At 61.7% G+C, this 21,227-nt stretch carries 20 protein-coding genes; 12 read left to right on the plus strand and 8 right to left on the minus strand.

Features of this window, described 5'->3' with window-relative positions:
• Positions 1–192 precede the first annotated feature (192 nt).
• From ACFX4T_RS04050 to ACFX4T_RS04070, 5 genes are all read left to right on the plus strand, one after another.
• Entirely contained in the window at positions 193–1,524 is a 1,332-nt protein-coding gene (locus ACFX4T_RS04050) for a GAF domain-containing protein (protein WP_377650866.1), read from the plus strand.
• An 87-nt stretch (positions 1,525–1,611) separates the two neighbouring features.
• A complete protein-coding gene (locus ACFX4T_RS04055; protein WP_216923622.1) occupies positions 1,612–2,055 on the plus strand; it encodes a universal stress protein in 444 nt (147 codons plus the stop codon).
• 26 nt (positions 2,056–2,081) lie between these two features.
• Positions 2,082–2,612, plus strand: a complete 531-nt coding sequence (locus ACFX4T_RS04060; protein WP_216923623.1) for a flavodoxin domain-containing protein — start codon at positions 2,082–2,084, stop codon at positions 2,610–2,612.
• Positions 2,613–2,839: 227 nt separating this feature from the next.
• Positions 2,840–3,163 (plus strand): pyridoxamine 5'-phosphate oxidase family protein, encoded by a 324-nt coding sequence (locus tag ACFX4T_RS04065; RefSeq protein WP_377650867.1) that lies wholly within the window; start codon positions 2,840–2,842, stop codon positions 3,161–3,163.
• A gap of 40 nt (positions 3,164–3,203) precedes the next feature.
• The gene (locus tag ACFX4T_RS04070; RefSeq protein ID WP_377650868.1) at positions 3,204–4,046 is read left to right on the plus strand and encodes a universal stress protein; all 843 of its coding nucleotides are present in this window, start codon (positions 3,204–3,206) and stop codon (positions 4,044–4,046) included.
• A gap of 66 nt (positions 4,047–4,112) precedes the next feature.
• On the opposite strand, the gene ACFX4T_RS04075 is transcribed toward ACFX4T_RS04070, so the two are convergent.
• From ACFX4T_RS04075 to ACFX4T_RS04085, 3 genes are all read right to left on the minus strand, one after another.
• Complete coding sequence (locus tag ACFX4T_RS04075) at positions 4,113–4,976, minus strand: universal stress protein (RefSeq protein ID WP_216923626.1); 864 nt, start codon at positions 4,974–4,976, stop codon at positions 4,113–4,115.
• Between the two features lie 135 nt (positions 4,977–5,111).
• Positions 5,112–6,497, minus strand: a complete 1,386-nt coding sequence (locus ACFX4T_RS04080) for an MBL fold metallo-hydrolase RNA specificity domain-containing protein (RefSeq protein ID WP_216923627.1) — start codon at positions 6,495–6,497, stop codon at positions 5,112–5,114.
• 97 nt (positions 6,498–6,594) lie between these two features.
• The gene (locus ACFX4T_RS04085; protein WP_216923628.1) at positions 6,595–6,957 is read right to left on the minus strand and encodes an SPW repeat protein; all 363 of its coding nucleotides are present in this window, start codon (positions 6,955–6,957) and stop codon (positions 6,595–6,597) included.
• A gap of 228 nt (positions 6,958–7,185) precedes the next feature.
• Between ACFX4T_RS04085 and ACFX4T_RS04090 the strand changes: the two genes are divergently transcribed.
• Entirely contained in the window at positions 7,186–7,875 is a 690-nt protein-coding gene (locus ACFX4T_RS04090) for a response regulator transcription factor (protein WP_216923629.1), read from the plus strand.
• 20 nt (positions 7,876–7,895) lie between these two features.
• Here the strand turns inward: ACFX4T_RS04090 and ACFX4T_RS04095 are convergent, their stop codons facing one another.
• Positions 7,896–9,605 carry a GAF domain-containing sensor histidine kinase gene (locus ACFX4T_RS04095; protein ID WP_377650869.1) on the minus strand — a complete coding sequence of 570 codons (1,710 nt, stop codon included), beginning with the start codon at positions 9,603–9,605 and terminating at the stop codon, positions 7,896–7,898.
• Positions 9,606–9,757: 152 nt separating this feature from the next.
• Here ACFX4T_RS04095 and ACFX4T_RS04100 point away from each other — a divergent pair, with 152 nt between their 5' ends.
• From ACFX4T_RS04100 to ACFX4T_RS04115, 4 genes are all read left to right on the plus strand, one after another.
• A complete protein-coding gene (locus ACFX4T_RS04100; RefSeq protein ID WP_216923631.1) occupies positions 9,758–10,228 on the plus strand; it encodes a pyridoxamine 5'-phosphate oxidase family protein in 471 nt (156 codons plus the stop codon).
• Between the two features lie 86 nt (positions 10,229–10,314).
• Positions 10,315–10,779 (plus strand): pyridoxamine 5'-phosphate oxidase family protein, encoded by a 465-nt coding sequence (locus tag ACFX4T_RS04105; protein ID WP_223949129.1) that lies wholly within the window; start codon positions 10,315–10,317, stop codon positions 10,777–10,779.
• A gap of 84 nt (positions 10,780–10,863) precedes the next feature.
• Positions 10,864–11,931, plus strand: coding sequence for a zinc-dependent alcohol dehydrogenase family protein (locus ACFX4T_RS04110; RefSeq protein ID WP_377650870.1), 1,068 nt, complete (start codon positions 10,864–10,866; stop codon positions 11,929–11,931).
• A 72-nt stretch (positions 11,932–12,003) separates the two neighbouring features.
• Positions 12,004–13,872: a heavy metal translocating P-type ATPase gene (locus ACFX4T_RS04115; RefSeq protein WP_216923821.1), complete on the plus strand. Its 1,869-nt coding sequence runs from the start codon at positions 12,004–12,006 to the stop codon at positions 13,870–13,872.
• On the opposite strand, the gene ACFX4T_RS04120 is transcribed toward ACFX4T_RS04115, so the two are convergent.
• A complete protein-coding gene (locus tag ACFX4T_RS04120; protein WP_216923634.1) occupies positions 13,811–14,233 on the minus strand; it encodes a pyridoxamine 5'-phosphate oxidase family protein in 423 nt (140 codons plus the stop codon). The two genes, ACFX4T_RS04115 and ACFX4T_RS04120, sit on opposite strands and share 62 nt — an antisense overlap.
• Before the next feature lie 205 nt (positions 14,234–14,438).
• Between ACFX4T_RS04120 and pta the strand changes: the two genes are divergently transcribed.
• Positions 14,439–16,514 carry a phosphate acetyltransferase gene (gene pta, locus ACFX4T_RS04125; protein ID WP_377650871.1) on the plus strand — a complete coding sequence of 692 codons (2,076 nt, stop codon included), beginning with the start codon at positions 14,439–14,441 and terminating at the stop codon, positions 16,512–16,514.
• Here the strand turns inward: pta and ACFX4T_RS04130 are convergent.
• Positions 16,511–16,969 carry a universal stress protein gene (locus tag ACFX4T_RS04130; RefSeq protein WP_377650872.1) on the minus strand — a complete coding sequence of 153 codons (459 nt, stop codon included), beginning with the start codon at positions 16,967–16,969 and terminating at the stop codon, positions 16,511–16,513. The genes pta and ACFX4T_RS04130 overlap by 4 nt on opposite strands.
• Positions 16,970–17,023: 54 nt before the next feature.
• The gene (locus ACFX4T_RS04135) at positions 17,024–19,633 is read right to left on the minus strand and encodes a cation-translocating P-type ATPase (RefSeq protein WP_377650873.1); all 2,610 of its coding nucleotides are present in this window, start codon (positions 19,631–19,633) and stop codon (positions 17,024–17,026) included.
• 136 nt (positions 19,634–19,769) lie between these two features.
• Between ACFX4T_RS04135 and ACFX4T_RS04140 the strand changes: the two genes are divergently transcribed.
• Positions 19,770–20,288 (plus strand): pyridoxamine 5'-phosphate oxidase family protein, encoded by a 519-nt coding sequence (locus tag ACFX4T_RS04140; RefSeq protein ID WP_216923638.1) that lies wholly within the window; start codon positions 19,770–19,772, stop codon positions 20,286–20,288.
• 50 nt (positions 20,289–20,338) lie between these two features.
• Here the strand turns inward: ACFX4T_RS04140 and ACFX4T_RS04145 are convergent, their stop codons facing one another.
• Entirely contained in the window at positions 20,339–21,151 is an 813-nt protein-coding gene (locus ACFX4T_RS04145; protein WP_216923639.1) for a universal stress protein, read from the minus strand.
• Positions 21,152–21,227: the final 76 nt, after the last annotated feature.

Raw genomic sequence — 21,227 nt, forward strand, 5'->3', positions numbered from 1 at the left:
GCATGCTACCTCCACGCTGTTCACGCTCAGATAAAAGGGTTCCGGATATGGGGACGTTGGTCTAGGGCCAAAGGTCATGGCCCGGCAAGTGCTCCCTTCAGACGTTCCGGGACATATGTCCGTATCCCGTGATTTCCCCTAGACTCAACCAAGAGACACCCGTGGACCGACGCAAGGGAGTCCGGTATCCCAATGGACGAGGACCACTACTGGAGCGCCCCGGTGAAAGGGCGTGTGGACACACTGCTCCGCGAATTCGTGGAGCGGGCAGATGAGTTGCTCCACGCCCAAGAACAAATGAACGGGCTGCTCGCAGCAGTCGTTTCAATCGCTGAGGACCTCAGCCTGGAAGCCGTTCTCGATCGCGTGGTCAAATCGGCCTGTGTGCTGGTGGACGCCAAGTACGGAGCGCTGGGCGTGATCGGCGAGGACCAGCGTCTGAGCCACTTCATCACGGTGGGCATCGACGAGGACGGCATAAGCTCCATTGGCGACCTTCCGACCGGACATGGGGTGCTGGGGCACTTGATCCGGGAGCCGGAACCCCTGCGGCTCCACGACCTGCGCGATCATCCGATGGCTGCTGGTTTCCCGGAGAACCACCCGCCCATGAAGACTTTTCTTGGCGTTCCCATCAGGGTCCGGGACATCGTTTTTGGCAATTTGTACCTCACCGAAAAGAGCAATGGCCAGGACTTCACCGCAGCGGATCAGGAACTTGCCATCGCTTTGGCAGCGGCTGCCGGTGTTGCCATCCAGAATGCCCGCCTTTTCGAAGAGAGCCGTCGCCGGCAGCGGTGGCTGGAAGCCGGAATGGAGTTGGGCGGCCGCCTGATCGCCAGCCAGACGGACAGTGGCTCGGCCAATCTTGACCGTGTTGCCGAAACTGCCTTGCGGGCCTCCGACTCTATCCTTGGCGTCGTAGCCGTACCGACTCCAACTGGAATACTGCGCTGCCGTTCGGCTGTAGGGGTGCAGGGGTTGTACTCGGGCCAAGAGCTTCCAGCCAATGACGTCGTGGCGTCGGTGCTGGAAACGGGAGAATCCCAGCTCGTGAACGACGCCGCGGTGGTGTTCGGGGCCGGGGTGTCGGAAAAGCTCGGCACGGTGCTGGTTTCCGCCCTGGGACACCGCGGGACTGGGAACGGAGTCCTCCTGCTGGCCCGTCCAGTGGGCGGCGCCCTCTACACCCGCTCAGATATTGAATCAAGCGCCTTGTTTGGCAGCCGGGTGGGTCTCGCATTGGACCTGGCGCGAGTCAGCGCCCTCCGGGAACAGGCGCTGCTGCTGACGGACAGGGAACGAATCGCGCGTGACCTGCACGACCTCGTCATCCAACGCCTCTTTGCCGCAGGGCTGGGAATTCAGAACCTTCGGCGATTCATGGAGGACCCTTCAGCCTTGGAGCGGATGAAGGACGTATCGTCGGAACTGGACGACACCATTCGGACGCTCCGGCAAACCATTGCGGGACTCCGCTCGGACACATCCAACGACTCGGGAAAATCCAGCGACGTCCTGTGAGTGGCGTCGTGACCTTAGACTCTGGTTGGCGCCGGTCTTTCACGAGAATGTGGCAGTATAAATGCTTTGTTCGGTGGGAGGACGGCTATGAACAACTCAGATTCAGCGGGCACTATCATCGTTGGAGTCGATGGGTCGGAGGCATCAATCGCGGCACTCCGGGAAGCCCAACGTTTGGCTGCGCCCTTGGGCGCTGAGGTGGTTGCTACGGCTTTCTGGGAGTATCCGCGCGTCTATGAGGGCTACCTTGCCATGGGAATCACCGGCTTCGAGGAAGCCGCAGGGGAGGTCCTCAAGCAATCCGTGGAAAAAGCATTTGGTCCTGCCATCCCGGAAAACGTGGTGTCCCACCTCGTCCGCAATCATCCCCGGCAAGGCCTCATCGAAGCCAGCCGTGAGGCGGATTTGATCGTCGTTGGCCGGCGCGGACATGGCGGGTTCGGCGGACTGTTGGTTGGATCTGTCAGCTCAGCGTGCGTCGCACACGCCCACTGCCCGGTACTCGTTGTGCATGAGCCGGAGAAGGGTTAGACGGCGGACAGCGGCAGGAGCCAGTAATGGATGTTCTTATTGTGTACGAAACCGTGTACGGGAATACCCGCCGCGTAGCGGAGGCAATTGCAGCGGGGTTCAGTGACAGGGGCGAAGCCCGGACTGTCTCTGTTGCCGAACTCACGGGGGAAGAACCGGGTGCTTGCGATTTGCTGATCGTCGGAGGGCCGACGCATGTGCACGGCATGAGTCGATCGTCAACGAGACGGTCCGCCATCAACGTGGCGGCTGCAAGTGGTTCCGATGTGCCGGATGCCAATCTGACCGTTGGCGTGCGGGAGTGGCTGTCGCAGCTCCGTCCGGCTTTCCAGGGCCAAAAGGCGGCATCATTCGATACCCGCAACCACGGACCTGCATTCCTCACCGGAAGGGCATCCAAAGGCATCGCAACCGGACTACGCAAAGCCGGTTTCACGCTGATTGCTGAGCCCCAGAGCTTCGAGGTAGACGCCACGCCATCCGTCGGCCCGGACCAGCTCGAACGCGCGACCCGTTGGGGAGGAATCCTGGCCGAAGTTCTTGACAGTGCAACTTGACACCGAAAGCGTAGGCGGGGCCTTTTGGCCCTAGGTCCACCTGCCCCGGACTTCCTAGGCTCGCAGTAGGCGACGGGTGAACGCACCCGCCCAATGGAGGAGATAAAGATGACGTTGCCAAGCATGGAACCAGCCGGATCGATGGAGCACGGCATGTCAGCGAAGATCTAAGCAAAGAGCAGTGCTGGGAATTGCTACGATCCCATACAACCGGCAGGGTTGGATTCGTGCACCACGGGAGGGTGATGATCCTGCCCGTCAACCACGTGATCCACGAGAACAACATCTACTTCCGTACAGCTGCGGAAGGGCTCATCGGTGAGCCATTTGCACGGATGCAGATATCGTTCCAGGTTGACGACTTCCGGGCGGACAGGAGCGAAGGCTGGTCGGTGCTGGCCAGTGGCCCGTCCTCCCATGTCGTTGAGCCTGAGCTGTTGACCCAGCTCTGGGGCAAGGCTATGCACGAGCCTTGGGCTGGCGGCGGACGTGACCTCTTCGTCCGGATTCAGGCCGTCGAGCTGACGGGCCGCCACGTCTACCTGGCCTGACAACACCCGTGGGCAGGGGCGGCGGAGTGAGGATGCAACCATGAACGACACAGAGCTGATCGTCGTTGGTTACGACGGCTCACACGAAGCAGACAGGGCAGTGCACTGGGCTGCCCGGCTGGCCGACAGGAGAAACTGCCCGCTGCAATTGGTGCATTGCTCGCTCTGGCCCGTCATAACGCACAACATGGACCCTGTGCCTGGAATCGCCGAAAGCGGCTTGCGCCACGCGGCCGAGTCGATCGTTTCCGATGGCGTGGCCCGCGCTCGCGAGGTATCTACCAATCTCGAGGTCACAACCAGCCTGGTATACGGGTGGCCGGCTGAGAACCTTCGCAAATTGGCCTCGCATGCTTCCCTCCTAGTTGTGGGTACCCGGGGCATGGGGGGATTCCTGGGCCTGCTGGTCGGATCGGTAAGCCTTGAACTGGCCGCGACGGCTGCCTGTCCCGTGGCCGTTATCGGTCCCGTGGAGCGTCCAGGTGGGCCGGTCGTCGTCGGAATTGACGGGGAGGGCTGGGAGGCCACGCTAAGGTACGCGGCGTCCTACGCGTCCCAGTCCAACGCCAGCCTTAGGGTGGTGCACGTTCGCAGGAAGCACGACGGTCACGACCCGGCTGGCGGACCCGGTGCCCGGGAAATGCTTGACTCGGCGGTCCGGTCGGTACGCAACGCTTTCCCGGGCCTGGACGTGGCGGACGTCCTGCTGACCGGAACATCCGTAGCGGGAACCCTCCTGAGCGCAACAAGTGATGCCGAGGTTGTCATTGTTGGGAGTGCAGGTCACGGCCTCGTTAGGGGCAGCATTGGTTCAACTGCACACGCGGTGCTGCACCACGCCGGCTGCCCGGTGATAGTCGTCAGGCACGCTGAACCGTCATAGCGTCCGGGGCCCCGGAACCAATGGATGGAACCGGGGCCCGCACAACTCCCTGAGTGCTTCCCAAAGCTACTCCGAGTGCTTCACTGCATGGACCCGGCTAATGATCACCGGGCATGGCAGTTGGCCAAGCACTGAGTGTGCTGTGGATCCCAACAGAAGGCGCTTGAAACCCCCACGCCCTTTACTGCCGACAACCAGTAAGCGGGCAGTTGCGGCAGCGGCGAGCAGTGCCTCGGCCGGCCGCATGTGGGTCTCCAGAACCTGATGCACCTTGAGGTCAGGGTACTTGTCTGCCAGCCCAGCTACCGTTTCGGCCAACACCACGCGTTCTTCCTCCGCGACGATTTCGGAGAAGTTTCCTGGGGGCATGCCGCGGCTAACCACGGGCTCGGGCAGGTGGAAGGCGTGAAGCACGGTGAGTTCCTGCCCTTCCCTGTCGGCTTCGGCTGCAGCAAACGCAACGGCCTGGGTGGACTCTTCCGAGCCGTCCGTGCCGACCAGGACGCCGTGCCGGTTCGCCATGTCGTGCTCTCCGATGACGGCCACAGGGCACTGTGCCACGGCGGCAACCTGCAGTGCACGGTCAGTCAGTGACCCCCCAACCCAGCTGTGCCCGGACCCGATAACCACCATCGAGGCCTTCTTTGACTTCTTGCGCAGCGCGTATCCGGCCCCTCCCGAGACCAGATCGGTGGTTACCTCTACAGTTGGTTCAAGTTTGCTGGCCCGGTCCTTGGCCGTAGCAAGGAATTTGTCGCCCGACTCCCTGATCCATTCGTTATATCCAATGGCGTCATATGCCCAACGATCATCCACGGCGTGAACAAGCTGCACCGGTAGCTTCAGGGCGGCCGCCCTCTGCATCGCCCAACGTGTTGCGGCATCGCTGCTGGGCGAATCACTGACACCAACGACAATTGCTTCCTTCATGACGGGTCCCATTCTTCTTGGATGGTTCCCCGGAGGGTCGAGCCCGGGGCTTTGTGAGTCCAGTTTCCGTCTTCCCTTTCCTAAGAGTTAGGGTCGGAAGTCCCACGAAGTTTCGGATGGATGCAAACTGCGCCATTAGTCCGGAGCCTGAAGTGAGATGGTCTCCAGGTACTCCGGAACCCTCGCATTCCAGCCCAATTCGCGTTTGATCCGGAGACGTAACGCATCTGAAGCGTCTGGTTCACCATGGGTGACATACGTCATCCGTGGCGCCCGCGGAGCCGAACGCATCCAACGGATGATCGCGTCGGCGTCGGCGTGTGCACTGAAGCCCTCAAGTTGGACAACTTCTGCTCGTATCGGAACATCCTGTCCATAAATCCGGAGTTCGCGGGCACCGCCCGCCAGTGCCGCACCGCGGGTTCCGGCGGCCTGGTAGCCGCTCAGCACCAGGGCATTCTTCGGATCGGACCCGTACGCCTGTATATGGTGCAGGATCCTCCCGCCGGTCAACATTCCGCTGGCTGAAATGATGATCATCGGACCGCCACGCAGGTTGAGGAGCTTCGAGTCATCCGCGCTCCTGGTCATGGTGGCAAGCGCGTACATGCCCTTGAACTCCTCGGGACGTAAGCGATGCTCCTCCGGGTGCTGCTGGTACATGTAGGAGGCATCGATGGCCATGGGACTGTTGAGGTAGACCGGTATGTCCGGAATACTTCCTTTTCGGCGCAGACGCGCCAACTGCAGCATCAAAGTTTCGGCACGGCCCACTGCAAACGCCGCGATAAGGATTACACCGCCGCGCTTGGTAACCCGGTTGACGACTTCTTCGAGTTCATTTTCAGAACTGCCCAAGGGGTGTGCCCGGTTGCCGTACGTGGACTCAGTTACCAGGACGTCAGTTTCCTCAAGATCACGGGGCGGGTACATGAAGGGATCATCCGCCCGACCCAAGTCTCCTGTGAAGTGGACGGTGTGGCCGCCCAATTGGAGAAGGATTTGGGCCGCCCCCAGGATGTGGCCTGCCGGGACGAATGTTGCGTCTATGGCGGGGGCGACTTCGATGGTCGCGTTGAAATCCACGGGTCTGAAGCTGTTCAGTGATTTGACGGCGTCCGCGGCGGTGTAGAGCGGAAGGGCGGGCACGTGGACCGAAGAGCCGGTATGGCCTGCGTAGCGGGCTTCCTCTTCCTGCAGATGCCCGCTGTCGGGCAACAAGAGTTTGCATAGTTGGCTGGTTCCATGTGTCGCGTAGACGGGCCCGCGAAAACCGTCGCGCACCAGGGCAGGGACGTAACCGGTATGGTCCAAGTGGGCATGCGTCAGAAGTACGGCGTCGATGGAGGAGGGTGCAACCGGGAAGGGTCTCCGATTGCGTTCCCGCAGCCGTTTGTAGCCTTGGAAGAGTCCGCAGTCCACGAGTATCCGTGAGCCTTGGAACCCAAGGAGGTAACGCGAACCCGTTACCGTATCCGTTGCGCCGAGAAACCGGAGCTTGGGGGAGTGTTTGTCATGCATGGGAACCTATCCACTTTGGCCGGCGGACTATGTTTGGGGGGATTCCGGGGAAGCATCTGGCGCCGAGCGGTGCTCCGGCGCCAGATATCTGCCCTCCCTAGGACGACGGCATGACGTGGTGATGCCGGTATTCCTCTGTACTGGGCTTTATTGCCAGCGCGGTAACCACCAAGGCAACGGCGCCGGCAATCCATGCGGTCCAAGCCGCGCCTGTGGCTGACGTGAAACCGGCTACCCACGGCGCCAGCAACAGGGCCACAGCAATGACAGCCTGAGCCCACTCCGCGGCGGGCATCCCCGGCGCGGCAAGGTTAACAACCCCGCCGATGGCAAGGAGTATGCCCAGCGTGACCATTACCGCCGTCGAAGAACCCATTTGCGTGGTCCATAGCACTGAGAGGGCCGCATAGGCGCCGGCTGCGACAACCGTCCAGTCCTGCCATCGCGTCCATTTCTTCATGGTGATCTTGCTCCTTCATTATGTGGAAACACCGCCTGCTTCTGCAGGGCAGCTTTCGGTCTCCCGTACTCCCAGAGTCCGCCCAAAGCCCTGTGGCAGAACAGTGCCGAAAGTCATAATGCTTTGGCAGGGTCCTTGGGCCCTTGTGACCGGCTGAGGAGGTCGGCAACAATTTGGAGGAGTTAAAGATCGGCATGTGCCGTGCGCCCTGCGCCTGAGAGGAAACCCATGAATCGCGAACAGGAACCCGGCCAGGGCACGCAGTCGCGGCCCCTCCGTGTGTTCATCCTCGACGACCACGAATTGGTGCGAAGGGGTCTGCAGGAGCTGCTGGAAAGCGAAGGTTTCGAAGTGGTTGGGATGTCAGGGTCCGCGGAGGAAGCGACACGCCGGATACCAGCGCTGCACCCGGACGTCTCGGTTCTGGATGGACGGCTTCCGGACGGGACAGGGATCGAAGTTTGCCGCGACGTCCGTTCCGTTGACCCCCGCTTGAACTGTCTTATTCTTACAAGCTACGACGACGAGCAGGCGCTACGGGGTGCAGTACTGGCAGGGGCGGCTGGCTACATTCTCAAGGAGATCGGCGGTACGGATCTTCTGGGTGCCCTACGACGGGCAGCCCGCGGCGAGTCATTGTTCGATGAGGCAGTCAAGACGCGCATTATCAAGGGACTCACGGAGCCAAAGAGGCTGGATCCGCGGGTAGCGTCCCTGACACCGCAGGAGCGGCGTGTCCTGGAGTACGTGGGCCAAGGCATGACCAACCGCCAAATTGGCGAGGAGATGCTGCTCGCAGAGAAGACTGTCAAAAACTATGTTTCGTCCTTGCTGGCGAAACTTGGTTTCGAGCGCAGGACCCAGGCTGCGGTTTTCATGGCTCACGCGCCCGAGGAGGATGCAGGTAGCGTTCGTTAGGGGGGCACGGGGCGACCATCTCAGCCCAACGGAACGGTCCATGTGAGCAAAGTACCTTTACCGGGAGTACTGGTGATGGTGCATGAACCATTCAGTTCAGCGGCCCGGCGGACCATATTCCCCAGTCCATGGCCGGAACCAGGCTCCTTGAACCCGCGGCCATCATCCGCCAGTTCCATGATCAGCGCGTTGTCTTCCACGGCCACTGAGACGGTAATTCTTTCTGCCCCGGAATGGCGCACGGCGTTGCTCAGGCTTTCTGTAATGACTGCCAGCAGGTTCTCGACGACAACCTCGTCTTCCAGGGCGTCGACCGCACCTGTCAGTGTCAGATGGGGCGCATGCGACAGCGCTTTTGCGCCGGATTGTATGGTGCGAAGGATCCGGCTGCTCAGGAGTTCACTTTCACGGGTGTTGGCCCGCAAGGAGTAGATGGTGTTCCGAAGATCGCGGATGGTGGTGTCGAGCTCGTCCGTTATGGCATCAATGCGCCCGGCAGCTGACCCTGTTGAGGTGTAGCGCCGTAGGCTTTGGATGCTCAGTCCCGCGGCGAACAACCGTTGGATGACCAGATCATGAAGGTCCCGGGCGATCCTGTCCCGGTCCGTGAACACCACCAGTTGCTCACGCGAGCGGTGGATACGGTCAAGGGCCAAAGCCAGCGCAACATGGGAGCCGTAGACGGAAGCCATTTCAACATCGGTCGCCGAAAAGGCGCCGGTGCCGGCCGGACGGCCAAGTACCAGAAACCCTTGGTGACTGTCCTGGGCGTTGAGGTCCACCATGAGCAATTTACCCGGCGGGCCCTCACCAGTGCCGTCCACGAGGCGCCAGGGATCCTCGAGAGTGGACGCAGCTCCATCGAAGATGCCGGCGCGGTTATCGATGGACCCCATCGCGAGCACACGGCCCCTAAGCGTCTCACCGTGCGCGCCGGCGGAGCCTTCCACGGTGTAGTCGCCATCCTGCTCGGGCGAAGGTATCAGGACCAATGCCAGCCGGGCCTCGGATTCCAGCAAGGCCCTTCCCGCAATGAGGTCCAGGGAGGTGCGTTCTGGCTGGCCGTCCTCAAGCATCCTTCCGGTAACGTCCATACAGGCTTCAAGCCACGAAGTCCGGCGTCGGGCGTCCTCGTAAAGGCGGGCATTCTCAATGGCCACTCCGGCTGCGGCTGCCAAAGCAACCGCAAGATCCTCATCTTCCGGCGTGAAGTCCTCACCCCCGTGCTTTTCCGTCAAATAGAGGTTCCCGAAGACCGTGTCCCGGACCCGGACCGGGACACCTAGGAAGGACTTCATAGGGGGATGATGCCGGGGGAAACCATACGCTTTGGGATGCTGCCTCAGATCATGGAGCCGCAGCGGTGAAGGCTCTGTGATCAGAAGACCCAGGACCCCGTGCCCTGTGGGAAGCGGCCCGATCCGGGCGGCCAAGTCATCGTCAATGCCGACAGTGATGAAGTGACTGAGCGCGTTGTCCTCGCCTATTACACCCAAGGCGCCATACCGCGCCCGCAGAAGATCGCAGGCGGATCTGACAACCCGCTCCAGCACCGATTCCAGGCTCAGGTCCTCGGCCACGCCCACCACAGCTTCCAGGAGCCCCCGAGTTCGCTCCTGTGCTTGGAGAAGTTCTCCAGCGCGGGCCATGAAGTCTTTTAGGGGATCCTCCAACTGGGCCGCAGGAGCGCTCGTGGGCTCGTTGCGTGGTAAGTCCGGAGAGCCGTTCATTGTCACCTTTCGACCAGGACCGGCAACACCTGAAGGCGTCGCAGCCGTCTACGGTGCCAGCCTACTCCGGGGGAATTCAGCCATCCACCGGTCGGCTCGGTCAGGGGCTTTGTGCCCTGTCCCAATGCCGTGGGCCGGTTTAGTGTCGTCGCATGACGAACAAACCAGCAATCCCCGAGCCAGAGAACCTGGACATCAAACAATGCTGGGAACTCCTCCGCAGTGTGTCGGTGGGGCGCCTGGCCGTCTGGGCGGACGATCACCCCGACATCTTCCCCATTAATTACAAAGTTGACCACGGAACCTTGGTCTTCCGCACGGGCGAGGGCACAAAGCTCCAGGCCGCCCTGGGGGCAACGCCCGTAGCGGTGGAGGCGGACGGTGTGGACTCCGGATCCGGTGTTGCGTGGAGCGTTGTGGTCAAGGGGACAACGGAGAGCATCAAGCTGACTCAGGATGTGCTGGACACCGTGGGCCTGCTGCTCTTCCCTTGGCAGGCTGGACGCAAGGACCATTTTGTCCGTATCGTCCCAACTTCCATGACCGGGCGGCGCTTCAAAGTGACGCCGCCCCTGACGTGGTGGAGCCCCTTGGACGATGCAACCCGCGCAGGTTTGGAATAGTTTCGGGTACCGCAGCGTCCGGTACCCCTATGGCCCGGGACCAACGGCCCTAACGACGGCGACCTGCCGGCGTTAGCGTCGAGGGCATGAACGCCAAACCTGATCCCGTCGTAGAACGCCTTGCTCCAGACGAATGCTGGACCCTGTTGGAGCAGACCAACGTTGGCCGCCTGGCGGTCTTGGTGGATGGACACCCTGACATCTTTCCAGTGAACTACGTCCTGGACAGAGACAGCATCGTCTTCCGTACGGGAGTGGGTACGAAATTCTGGAGCACAATGACCACGCCTTGCGCCGTGGAAATCGACGGCTACCGGGCTGACAGCGGAAAGGCCTGGAGTGTGGTGGTTCGAGGCCGGACGAACCTGATCCTGGACCATCAGGAAAGAGCCGGCGTAGACGCGCTGGGACTGGATCCTTGGCAACCAGGCAGCAAGGACTTTTACCTGCGCCTGATTCCGGAAGCCGTCACTGGCCGCCGCTTCACGACCAAACGACCGGACCTTTGGGGAACCCCCCTGAACGACGCCCGTACCGCTACTTTCCACTAACCCACTTCCAAACTGCCCTGCGCGCTCGCCGGATGACACGCCTCTGAGGCTATACAGAGGCCATACAAAGAACGGACCAACACTATGAAAGCCCTCGTTTACGGCGGTCCAGGCACCAAAGCATGGAAGGACGTTCCGGATCCGGGCATCGTCGAACCCACTGATGCGGTTGTGCGCATCGATACGACCACGATCTGCGGCACTGATCTGCACATCCTCAAGGGTGACGTACCAGCGGTGGAGCCTGGACGGATCCTTGGCCATGAAGGCGTGGGTACGGTCACTGAGGTTGGCAGTTCCGTCAGCGGCATCAGGGCAGGAGACCGTGTGATCATTTCTTGCATCAAGTCCTGTGGACACTGCGTAAATTGCCGCAAGGGGCTGTTTTCGCATTGCCTCGGAGACGAAGGGCAAGTGGGTACGGGCTGGATCTTTGGTCATCTCATTGACGGCACCCAGGCGGAGTTCGTTCGCGTTCCCTATGCGGACAACTCACTCCACAAGATCCCGCACGGCGTCAGCGACGATCAGGCCGTCATGCTGTCGGATATCCTTCCCACGGCCTTCGAAATCGGCGTGCTGGACGGCCGCGTAGCCCCAGGCGACATAATCGCCGTCGTGGGTGCCGGACCCATTGGCTTGGCGGTCATGTCGACGGCGGGACTCTGCGGAGCGTCGACGATTATCGCCATCGACCCCAACGAAAGCCGCCTTGAAAGGGCTTCCGATTTCGGGGCTACGCACACCGTCAATCCGGAGAGCCCGGATTGGATCAGCGACGTCCTGGCCCTCACAGACGGTGCCGGCGTGGACGTTGCCATGGAAGCGGTAGGGCTTCCGGAGACTTTCGAGATGGCATTGCGGCTGGTGCGTCCAGGAGGCAACGTGGCCAACATCGGCGTTCACGGGAAGCCTGTGGAACTGCCCCTGCAAGACTTGTGGATCCGCAACATCAATATCAGCATGGGCCTGGTCAATACGAACACTACCCCGATGCTGCTGCGCCTGGTTGCCCAGCACAAGCTGTCCGCTGAAAAGTTCGCCACGCATCACTTTCCCCTCGACCGGATCATGGATGCCTACGACACCTTTTCACGGGCCGCCGAAACGGAGGCACTGAAAGTGGTGCTCAGTAGGAATCCCCATGACTGAACGTTCGCCGTGAGAAATCGCCTGGTGTCGCTGGCTGTGCGTTTCCCGCTGGTGGCCTGCACGGTGTTGGCTATGCTCGGCGTGGCAGCGCTGGCTATCAGCGGCAATAATGCTGCCGCGCAGGGGACGGCCACCATTTACGCGCTCTCGGTCGCGCTCTACCGCGCCGGGAGCATGGTCAAGGGCCTCTTTCAAGGGCGGTGGGGCATTGACCTTCTGGCCGTAACGGCTATTTGTTCCACGGCGGTTGTGGGGGAGTACATCGCGTCCTTGGTTATTGTTCTCATGCTGACCGGTGGCGAAGCGTTGGAGGATTTTGCCCACGGCCGCGCCACCAGGGAGCTCCGATCCCTGCTGGAGCGCACGCCGCGTATCGCCCACCGGGAGGAGGCCGGTGGAGTTGTGGAAGAGGTCGGAGTCGACATCGTTGGTCCCGGTGACATCCTCTTGGTGAAACCGGCTGAAACGGTCCCCGTGGACGGCAGGCTGTTGTCGGACGCCGGGACCTTTGACGAGTCCGCGTTGACAGGGGAAAGCCTCCCTGCCGAGAGACTGGCGGGTGACTTGCTGCTCAGTGGCTCCGTGAACGGCGCCGACGCCATCCGGATGGTGGCCACATCCTCTGCCAGTGACTCCCAGTACAGCCAGGTTGTTGCCCTGGTGAGGGAGGCCGCAGCGAGTCGTGCTCCCACGGTGCGACTGGCTGACAGATACGCCGTGCCGTTCACCCTGATTGCCTTTGTCCTTGCCGGGGCGGCGTGGTGGCTCAGCCAGGATCCGGTCCGGTTTGTGCAGGTGCTCGTGGTTGCAACACCATGCCCCTTGCTGATTGCCGCGCCCGTCGCCTTCCTCGCTGGCACCAGCCGCGCTGCCAAAGCCGGAGTCATTATCAAGGATGCAGGCACGTTGGAGCAGCTCAGCCGCGTGAAGACTGCTGTGTTCGATAAGACAGGCACGCTCACCCAGGGCAGACCTGTCCTGACCGGAATTCGCCTCGCTGCCGGGGCAGTGCTGTCACAGGACGATCTGTTACAGCTTGCAGCATCGGCTGAGCAGTACTCGTCCCACATCTTCGCGGCGTCGGTCATTGCGGCAGCCCGCGAGCGGGGCTTACCGTTGCTGCCGGCGACGGGCGCCAGCGAACACGCCACCAATGGTGTAGGCGCTCATGTCGGATCGCGGAGAGTCTTGGTGGGAAAGCCGGGGTTTATCAAAGAAAATACGACAGGCTTTGAAAGAACGCCCTTGGAAGGAGGGCAACTTGCGGTCTACGTGGGTGTTGGGGAAAAGTTTGCCGGCACGCTCATCATGAGTGACCCTTTACGGGCCAATGCTGTGGAGACACTCGCGGAACTCCGCAGGCTCGGGGTCACGCAAACCATGCTCCTGACCGGCGATACCTCGTCCACCGCCCAGCACATTGCTGACTCCGCGGGGATCGGTAATGTCCAGGCAGAATGTCTGCCTTCCGACAAGGTCGCCGCCGTTGCGGCCATCCCTGTGCGACCGGTCATGATGGTTGGTGACGGCGTTAACGATGCCCCCGTCTTGGCTGCGGCCGACGTCGGCATCGCCATGGGCGCCAAAGGCGCCACTGCAGCGAGCGAATCGGCGGACGTGGTCATCATGCTCGACGACCTCTCAAGAGCCGCGCTTGCGGTTGACATCGGCCAATACACCATGCGCATCGCCCGCTTGAGTATCTGGACAGGAATCCTCCTGAGCTTTGGCCTGATGGCCGTGGCAACGTTGGGCGTGATCCCCGCTGTGGCCGGTGCGCTGCTTCAGGAATTCGTGGATCTGGCGACCATCCTGAATGCGCTCAGGGCGCTCGGCCGGCGGCCGGGAAACAGGCGCCCCACGGCCCAGGCCCCAGCAGTCAGTAGCGCTCGGGTTCGTCCCCAAGTTCAAAGTGACGGCCCTGGACCCGCGTTGGAGTGATCTCCACGTAAGTGTATTTGCGGGTTGGGATCCATGGTTTGAGAGGCAACTTATCTGCCTCGTCGATTTCCGACTGCGACTCGATCACGCGTGCCGTGCCTTTGAGGACCACGCTCCAGGCTTCCGCGTCAACGATCTCCTCCACTTCGAAGGCAACCTTCTCGTTGACGGTCAACTCGGCCAGTTTGGTTCCCGGATTCGTCCTGAGGAGCAAGCGCCGCTCGTGGGCGATGAAGTTCAAGGGGTAGATGTCCGGTTCGCCCAGGACGCTGACGGCCAAACGACCATGCTGGTTCCGTTCGAGGACTTTCCATGAGTCGGCTTCCGACAGGACAGTGCCTGGTCGCTCGTCATTTTCCACGGTCTTTCTCCTGCACCTGACGTAGGGGCCGCAGGGCTGGATGGCCTCTGACAGCTGATGTCCGCGATCCTACGGCTGGCTGCGTTGACCACAACAGGGTCAAAGGTCCTGTTGGCCGGCGGGGCACCATGACCTAAGTCTCTGGCGTCCAGGCCCTGTTCGGGAGAAGCTATGAAGCAGCCGGTTCAGGTCTGGAGGGAGATGCATGGTCCAGGGCGTTTATGTCGCTTCCGTTGCCCCGGGCTCCGGCAAGTCGCTGGTGGCTTTGGGGCTGGCCGATGCCCTGCATCGCAGGACGGGTCGTCTGGGATTCTTCCGGCCGTTCGTCAACCAAGCCGAAGCTCAACAGGACCCGGTCATCTTGATGCTTCGGCGACTCTACGAACTGGGACCGTCACGTTGCCGGAGCGGTATGCCCTTGACTGCAGCAAGGGCCGACGTCGCCGCAGGCCTTCAGGACGAACTGTTGTCGTTGATGCTCAGGGAATACACGGAGATCGCGCACGGGTGCGATGCGGTGGTGGTTGATGGCTCGGACCTCCGCGGAAGCGACTCCGACAAGGAATTGGACCTCAACATTCGGCTGGCGAACAACCTTGGTCTGCCCGTCCTGGCTGTGGTTGGCGCACAGGGGCTCCCGGCGGAACAGACAGTTGGCGCCGCGGAGGCAGGCATCAGGCAGTTCAAGGCGGCGCATTGCCCGGTTCTGGCGTTGGTGGTGAACCGTGTCGATCCCGGCGTGATGGACGAGGTCTACAAAGCCGTCAGGGCTTCTGTAGGGGAGGTCCCTTCCTATGTGATACCGGAAGTGCCCGGGATTTCCACCCCGACTGTGGCCGACGTCGTATCTTCCCTGGGCCTCACCCGTCTATCGGGCAGCACGGAACTGGACCGCGACGTGGGCAAGATCAAGGTGGCGGGGATGAACGTGGACAACTTTCTTCGGACCTTTCGTGCAGGCGACCTGGTCATCGCTGCCGGCGACCGATCCGACGTCATGATGGCTTGCCTGGCCTCTGCTTTGGCGCCCGATCTCCCTACGCCCGCGGGCATTATCCTGGCGGACGGTTTGCTGCCAGGTGCTCAGGTATTGCCCTTGTTGGACCGTGCACCGTTCCCCGTCTTCGTGGACTCGAAGGATACGTATGCCACGGCACAAGAGGTGGCAGGAGTGCGCAGTGAAATCCACACTGGGGAGAACCGCAAGCTGGCGGCGGCTCTGGGCGTTTGGTCCCGCTCCATCGACGAAACCGAAATGCTCGATCGTTTGGCCCTGCCCCATCCTGCGACGATGACGCCGCTCCGCTTCCTCAATGAGCTGATCGAAAAGGCCCGGAAGCAGGAGCGAAGGATTGTCCTCGCCGAGGGCGAAGAACTGCGCGTTCTGCGTGCGGCGGAGATCCTTCGACGCCGGGACGTTTGCAAGGTGACGGTGCTGGGCAACGTAGCTGGGGTCAGGGAGCTCGCTGAAGCCCATGGCATCGACGTAAGTGGCCTCCAGATCCTTGATCCGGCCAGCTCACCCCTCAGGGAGCGCTTTGCTGCCGAGTATTGCCGCTTGAGGGCGCACAAAGGAATGATCATGGAGCGTGCCCGGGAAATCATGCTTGATGGGGCATACTTCGGCACCATGATGGTCCAACTCGGTGAAGCGGACGGCATGGTTTCCGGCGCCGCCCACACTACCGCCAATACCATTCGGCCGGCCTTGGAGTTCGTGAAAGGCCGGAAGGGGGAGGGCTTGGTGTCCTCTGTCTTCTTCATGTTGTTTCCGGACCGGGTGTTTGTTTATGGAGACTGCGCCGTGGTTCCTGAACCGAATGCCGATCAACTCGCGGAAATCGCCATCGCCTCGGCTGACACTGCTTCCCGTTTCGGTGTGGAGCCGAGGGTGGCCATGCTTTCCTACTCGACAGGAGGCTCTGGATCAGGAACTGCCGTAGACAAGGTGCGCCGGGCCACGGAACTGGTCAGGGCGGCGCGTCCTGGGCTTCCGGTGGACGGGCCTATCCAGTACGACGCGGCGGTGGATGCAACCATCGCGAGCTCCAAGTTGCCGTCGTCCGCAGTGGCAGGAAAGGCCACTGTTTTCATCTTTCCCGACCTCAACACCGGCAACAACACCTATAAGGCGGTGGAGCAGTCCTCCGGTGCTGTCGCCGTCGGGCCTATCCTTCAAGGACTTCGTAAGCCCATCAACGATCTGTCCAGGGGCTCAACCGTGGAGGACATCATCAACACGGTTGCCATCACTGCCGTCCAGGCACAGGAGCCAAGCTAGGCTTCTTCCTCCGTAGCCACCACAAGAACCGGGCAGTGGGCATGGGCTGCGCAGGCCTTGCTGACCGAGCCAATGGGCTGGTTAAGGAAGCCCCCCGCGCCGTGCCTGCCTACAATGAGCAGTTGGGATCCGCGGCTTTCCTCGACCAATACCTTCGCAGGTTCGCCAAATTTCACGGTGACGGTCAGGCCCTCGGGGCGGGATTCGCCGAAAGCACGCTCAAGTGCCTCATCCACCAGTCGCCTGGCCGTGTCCTCAAGCTGTGACGTGAAGCGGGTCAGCTCATGTTCGAAGCGGGATGCCATGTAGAAATCCGACATTCCGATGCACGTGATGACGTCGATCTGCCCACCCAGTGTGGATGCCATCCGGCCTGCCATTTCGAGGGTCTTCGAGGAGTATTCGGAGCCATCGACGCCGACGACGATTCGATTCGGCCGTGATTGTGAGTTCATGGGACCAGCTTGACGCTGGGCATGATGCAACGATAGGGCCGAAGGACATGTTTTTCAGGCAGGCGAAGAGGTTTCGCTGTGCCTGTGACGTAGCCGTTTGTAGAGCCAATCGACGCCGAGAACGCCAGGAATAGCAAGGACAGCTACAGTCCAGCCCGCAGCGGTAGGCGGCGCTTGTCCAAGGATTCCGGCAAGAGGTGGAACGAACAGGAACACGGCCAGCGCCGCCAATTCAGCGGATACCGCCCACAGCAGGAGGCGGTTGGTAAACCAACCCTGCTTCCACGGGGGAGCCGTTGCGCTCCTGCAGGCGAAAGCGGTAGCCAGTTGGCCCAGCACGACGGCGGCAAACGCAGCCCCGGACGCTGACATCAGTACACCGGGATCCCATGATTGACCCCGAACCCAGCCGCTGCCGAACAGGACCGTTGAAAACGCCGCCATTGCGATCAAGGCTTCCGTGGGCCCCATCACGGCAAACACCCGCAGCATGAGGTGACGGTCCAGGAGGTGCCGTTTTTCGGGGGGCCTCTTCAATACCCGCTTTCCCGGAGCCTCGGCCCCGAGAGCCAAGGCAGGCAGCAGATCTGTTCCAATGTCCAGCGCCAAAATCTGAAGGACACCAAGCGCAAGGGGAAACTGGCCGCCTGACAGGGCCCAGATAACGAAAGGTGCCAATTCCGCTACGTTGTCGGTGAGGTGGTAAGTGAGGAAGCGGTGAATGTTCGAGTACGTTGCCCGCCCTTGCTCGATTGCGGCCACGATCGTGGCGAAATGATCGTCCAGGAGAACCAGGTCCGAAGCTTCGCGGGCAACATCCGTGCCGCTGAGGCCCATGGCTACTCCGATATCGGCCTGGCGAAGCGCGGGACCGTCGTTGACGCCGTCTCCCGTCATCGCTACCACATGGCCCCGTGCCTGCAGCGCCTTCGCCACTCGGAGCTTTTGCTCCGGGGAGACTCTGCTGACCACCACTCCATCGCGGTCCAGGAGGGCACCTAGGATTTGCTCATCTCCGGGGAGGTCCGCGCCTTGGACAACGAGGTTGTCGGGACCCATCAGGCCAATCTCCCTGGCGATTGCCCCGGCCGTTGATGGGTGGTCGCCAGTGATCATTGCTATCCGGATTCCGGCCCCTCTTGCTGCCTTGATCACGTCACCCACGTCCGGCCTTGGCGGATCATGAAGTCCGATGAGCCCCAGAGGTGCAAGGTTGCGTTCGGCGTCCTCTGCCGATCGGTCCAGCCAGTCCGAAGCCGTTCCTGGCAATTCCCTGCTTGCCACTGCTATCACACGCAACCCGCGGGAAGCCATCGCCTCTACGGCACCAGCCAAAACGCTTGAGGTGTCCGTGCACAGTGGCAAAACGGATTCCGGTGCCCCCTTGACGTACAGTGTGGTCCCGGCAATCACGGACTCCCGGCGCCTGTCGGCGTCAAAGGCAAAGCGTCGGATGATTTTGACCGTTTCAGGCTCACGTCCCAACAGCCGACGCGCAAGGGAATCAATCGCCGCTTCCATGGGGTCGCCGCTGGCCGTCCAGCCGCCTTCGTGGTGCACCGCCCGTCCCTGCGACGCTACCCGTGCGCCCAAGGCGGCCAGCAAAGCCATGCTTCGTGCCTGCCCTTCGATCCGTGCTTCAGGCCCGTAGCCCTCGCCCACGATCTTCACCGGACCGTCGGCAGTGAAGACCTCGACGGCGTTCATCCGGTTTTGCGTCAAGGTTCCCGTTTTGTCCGTGCAGATAAAGGTTGTGGAACCAAGTGTTTCTACTGCCTCCAGGTTGCGGACCAGCGCCTGTCGTTCAGCCATGCGCTGAGCTCCCATAGCCAGTGACAAAGTGACGGTGGGCAACAGACCCTCCGGAATCAGCGCAACGGCCACACCGATGGCAAACAGAAACGAGTCGCGCCAGACGATTCCAACCAAGAGGGAAACGACGAAGAAGACCCCTGCCACGCTCAAGGCGACGAATGCTACGAGCCGGACGATCCTTCGGAGTTCCATGGTCAAGGGAGTGGGTGGCGGTTTGGTGCCGCTCGTGAGGGCGGCAATCGCGGCAAGCTTGGTGTTGCTGCCTGTGGCGGTGACAATGCCTTCTGCTTCGCCGTTGACAAGGAACGTTCCGCCCCACGCCGGGTCATTGGTTCTTTTCGGCACTGCTGCGCTCTCACCCGTCAGCATGGATTCATCTGCCGTGCAGTTTGATGCCGAGACAAAAACGATGTCGGCGGGAAGCCTGTCCCCGGCTGCCATAATGACGAGGTCTCCGGGGACCAGCTCACTGGCATGGACGCTTTGGATCCTGCCATCACGCCGCACATTTACTTCGGCCGGGAGGAGGCCCTGAAGCCGTTCGGCTGCGTGCTGGGCACGTTCTTGCTGGATGTGGGCGAAGACCCCGTTGACGATGACAACAACGATGATTGCCACGCACAGCTGCGGCATGCCACCGACGTATGCCAATACCGCTGCGACCCACAACATCAACGCGAAGAAGTGTGTCAACTCGCCCAGTAGCTTTCGCCACTGAGGCACCCTCTTGGCTTGCGGCAATATGTTGGGTCCCGCTTCTGCCAACAACTGCGCAGCCATGCGGGAACTCAGGCCGTCGGTTCCGGTGACCGCAGGCGGCGGTGCAGGGGGTTTGTTCCCAAGGGACATTATTTCTCCAAAAGCGGGACGCCTGTTCGATGTAAGGCTCCACGTGTGACCGGTGCCCGTCTAGGGCCAAAGGGCACGGTTGGGAAAGGACCTTCTGCCCTACACGGGCCTCGCCCCAGGCGTTAGGCTCGGCGCCATGGAGAACACATCACGGGACCAGACCACATCACCGGACCAGGAAACCAAAGAGCTTAGTGTCCACGACTGTTGGAAGTATCTGCAGTCCACATCCACGTGCAGGGTGGCACTCATCAACGGAGACGTTCCGGAAATCTTCCCGGTCAACTACATCCCCAATTTTGGAACCCTGCTGTTCAGGACAGGGCAGGGAACCAAACACAAGGCCCTCCGCGAAGGGGCAGTGATAGCAATGGAAGCCGACGGGTTCAACCGCTACGGGACCATCGCCTGGAGCGTCATCATCAAAGGACGTCCCGAGTTCGTGACCCATCCCGAAGAAATCCAGGAAGCGGTGGATGCAGGGTTGTCCCCGTGGCAACCCGGACCCAAGGACATTCTGGTGCGGGTGACGCCAACGCATATCAGCGGCCGGCGGTTTGTCATCACGCCGCCCTCGAAGTGGTGGCCGCCCTTGGACCCTGCCGCGTCTGACGACGACGTGGCAGCGGAAGGGGACGACGCCGGAAACCAGTAGGTGGCATGGCCCGGCTTTGTCCTGTGGCCGGTTTGTTTTGCGGCCCGGTCTCAGGAGGGCCGCGTCAGGATGGTGGGGCACTGGACATTCAGGAGCACGTGCTGCGCCACGGAGCCTAGCAGCACCCGAAGGCCGCCCCGCCCCCGACAACCCATGACCAGCAGCCGGGCATCCCTGGCAGCAGCCACCAGCGCCTCTCCGGGGCCGCGGCTGGTGTCCAGCCTTTCCCGCACGGATACTCCGGGGTGGCGTTCTTTCACGTTACGGACGGCGTCAGCCAGAACATCGCTATCGCCGGAAACGCTGGAAGGGCGGGGATCCGGACCCGAAGCATGAACGATGACCAGGTCTTCATCCATGCGCTGTGCCTCACTCGCTGCAAGGTCCAAGGCAACTAGCGAGTCGGAGGATCCGTCGACTCCGACCACCACGCCTTTGCGAACTCCGGATGCCATCTCCGGAACCACAGCAACCGGGCAGTTGCTTGTCACTGCGATCTGGAAACTGACGGAACCGTATCCCTGGCCCTCCGTCCCCGGCCCGCGGTCGGTTCCAGCCACGAGCATGTCCGCTTCCGAGGACAGGCCGGCGAGAGTTTCCGCGGGTTCTCCTGACAGTTGCGTGGATGAGACTTCCAAACCGGGATAGGCCTGCGCAATCCGCCCGGATTCGCTCCCCAGCAGGTCCTCTGCCCGTTCGATGGCTAATTTGCGTTCGCTGCGCGCGGGAAACGCCCAGTCCGGCGGCACCACGTGCACAAGGTTGAGCGCCAAGCCAAAGGCATCAGCATGTGCGGCTGCCCAGTCTGCGACGTTCCGGCCAGCCTTGGAACCATCAAGGGCTGCCACGATCTGCTTCTTCACGTAACGGCGTCCCCTCGCATATCCCAACAGTGATCGTTTCCACTATCTGCGGGAGAGGTTGCCACCGCAAGGGCCG

It is taken from the genome of Paenarthrobacter sp. YIM B13468 (assembly GCF_042788025.1).
Lineage (GTDB): Bacteria > Actinomycetota > Actinomycetes > Actinomycetales > Micrococcaceae > Arthrobacter > Arthrobacter aromaticivorans.

Excerpts from the sequence above, each read along its gene's own strand:
- ACFX4T_RS04050 (WP_377650866.1), top strand. The coding sequence starts at position 193 with ATGGACGAGGACCACTACTGGAGCGCCCCGGTGAAAGGGCGTGTGGAC.
- ACFX4T_RS04055 (WP_216923622.1), top strand. The coding sequence starts at position 1,612 with ATGAACAACTCAGATTCAGCGGGCACTATCATCGTTGGAGTCGATGGG.
- ACFX4T_RS04060 (WP_216923623.1), top strand. The coding sequence starts at position 2,082 with ATGGATGTTCTTATTGTGTACGAAACCGTGTACGGGAATACCCGCCGC.
- ACFX4T_RS04070 (WP_377650868.1), top strand. The coding sequence starts at position 3,204 with ATGAACGACACAGAGCTGATCGTCGTTGGTTACGACGGCTCACACGAA.
- ACFX4T_RS04075 (WP_216923626.1), bottom strand. The coding sequence starts at position 4,976 with ATGAAGGAAGCAATTGTCGTTGGTGTCAGTGATTCGCCCAGCAGCGAT.
- ACFX4T_RS04080 (WP_216923627.1), bottom strand. The coding sequence starts at position 6,497 with ATGCATGACAAACACTCCCCCAAGCTCCGGTTTCTCGGCGCAACGGAT.
- ACFX4T_RS04085 (WP_216923628.1), bottom strand. The coding sequence starts at position 6,957 with ATGAAGAAATGGACGCGATGGCAGGACTGGACGGTTGTCGCAGCCGGC.
- ACFX4T_RS04090 (WP_216923629.1), top strand. The coding sequence starts at position 7,186 with ATGAATCGCGAACAGGAACCCGGCCAGGGCACGCAGTCGCGGCCCCTC.
- ACFX4T_RS04095 (WP_377650869.1), bottom strand. The coding sequence starts at position 9,605 with ATGAACGGCTCTCCGGACTTACCACGCAACGAGCCCACGAGCGCTCCT.
- ACFX4T_RS04100 (WP_216923631.1), top strand. The coding sequence starts at position 9,758 with ATGACGAACAAACCAGCAATCCCCGAGCCAGAGAACCTGGACATCAAA.
- ACFX4T_RS04105 (WP_223949129.1), top strand. The coding sequence starts at position 10,315 with ATGAACGCCAAACCTGATCCCGTCGTAGAACGCCTTGCTCCAGACGAA.
- ACFX4T_RS04110 (WP_377650870.1), top strand. The coding sequence starts at position 10,864 with ATGAAAGCCCTCGTTTACGGCGGTCCAGGCACCAAAGCATGGAAGGAC.
- ACFX4T_RS04115 (WP_216923821.1), top strand. The coding sequence starts at position 12,004 with ATGCTCGGCGTGGCAGCGCTGGCTATCAGCGGCAATAATGCTGCCGCG.
- pta (WP_377650871.1), top strand. The coding sequence starts at position 14,439 with ATGGTCCAGGGCGTTTATGTCGCTTCCGTTGCCCCGGGCTCCGGCAAG.
- ACFX4T_RS04130 (WP_377650872.1), bottom strand. The coding sequence starts at position 16,969 with ATGAACTCACAATCACGGCCGAATCGAATCGTCGTCGGCGTCGATGGC.
- ACFX4T_RS04135 (WP_377650873.1), bottom strand. The coding sequence starts at position 19,633 with ATGTCCCTTGGGAACAAACCCCCTGCACCGCCGCCTGCGGTCACCGGA.
- ACFX4T_RS04140 (WP_216923638.1), top strand. The coding sequence starts at position 19,770 with ATGGAGAACACATCACGGGACCAGACCACATCACCGGACCAGGAAACC.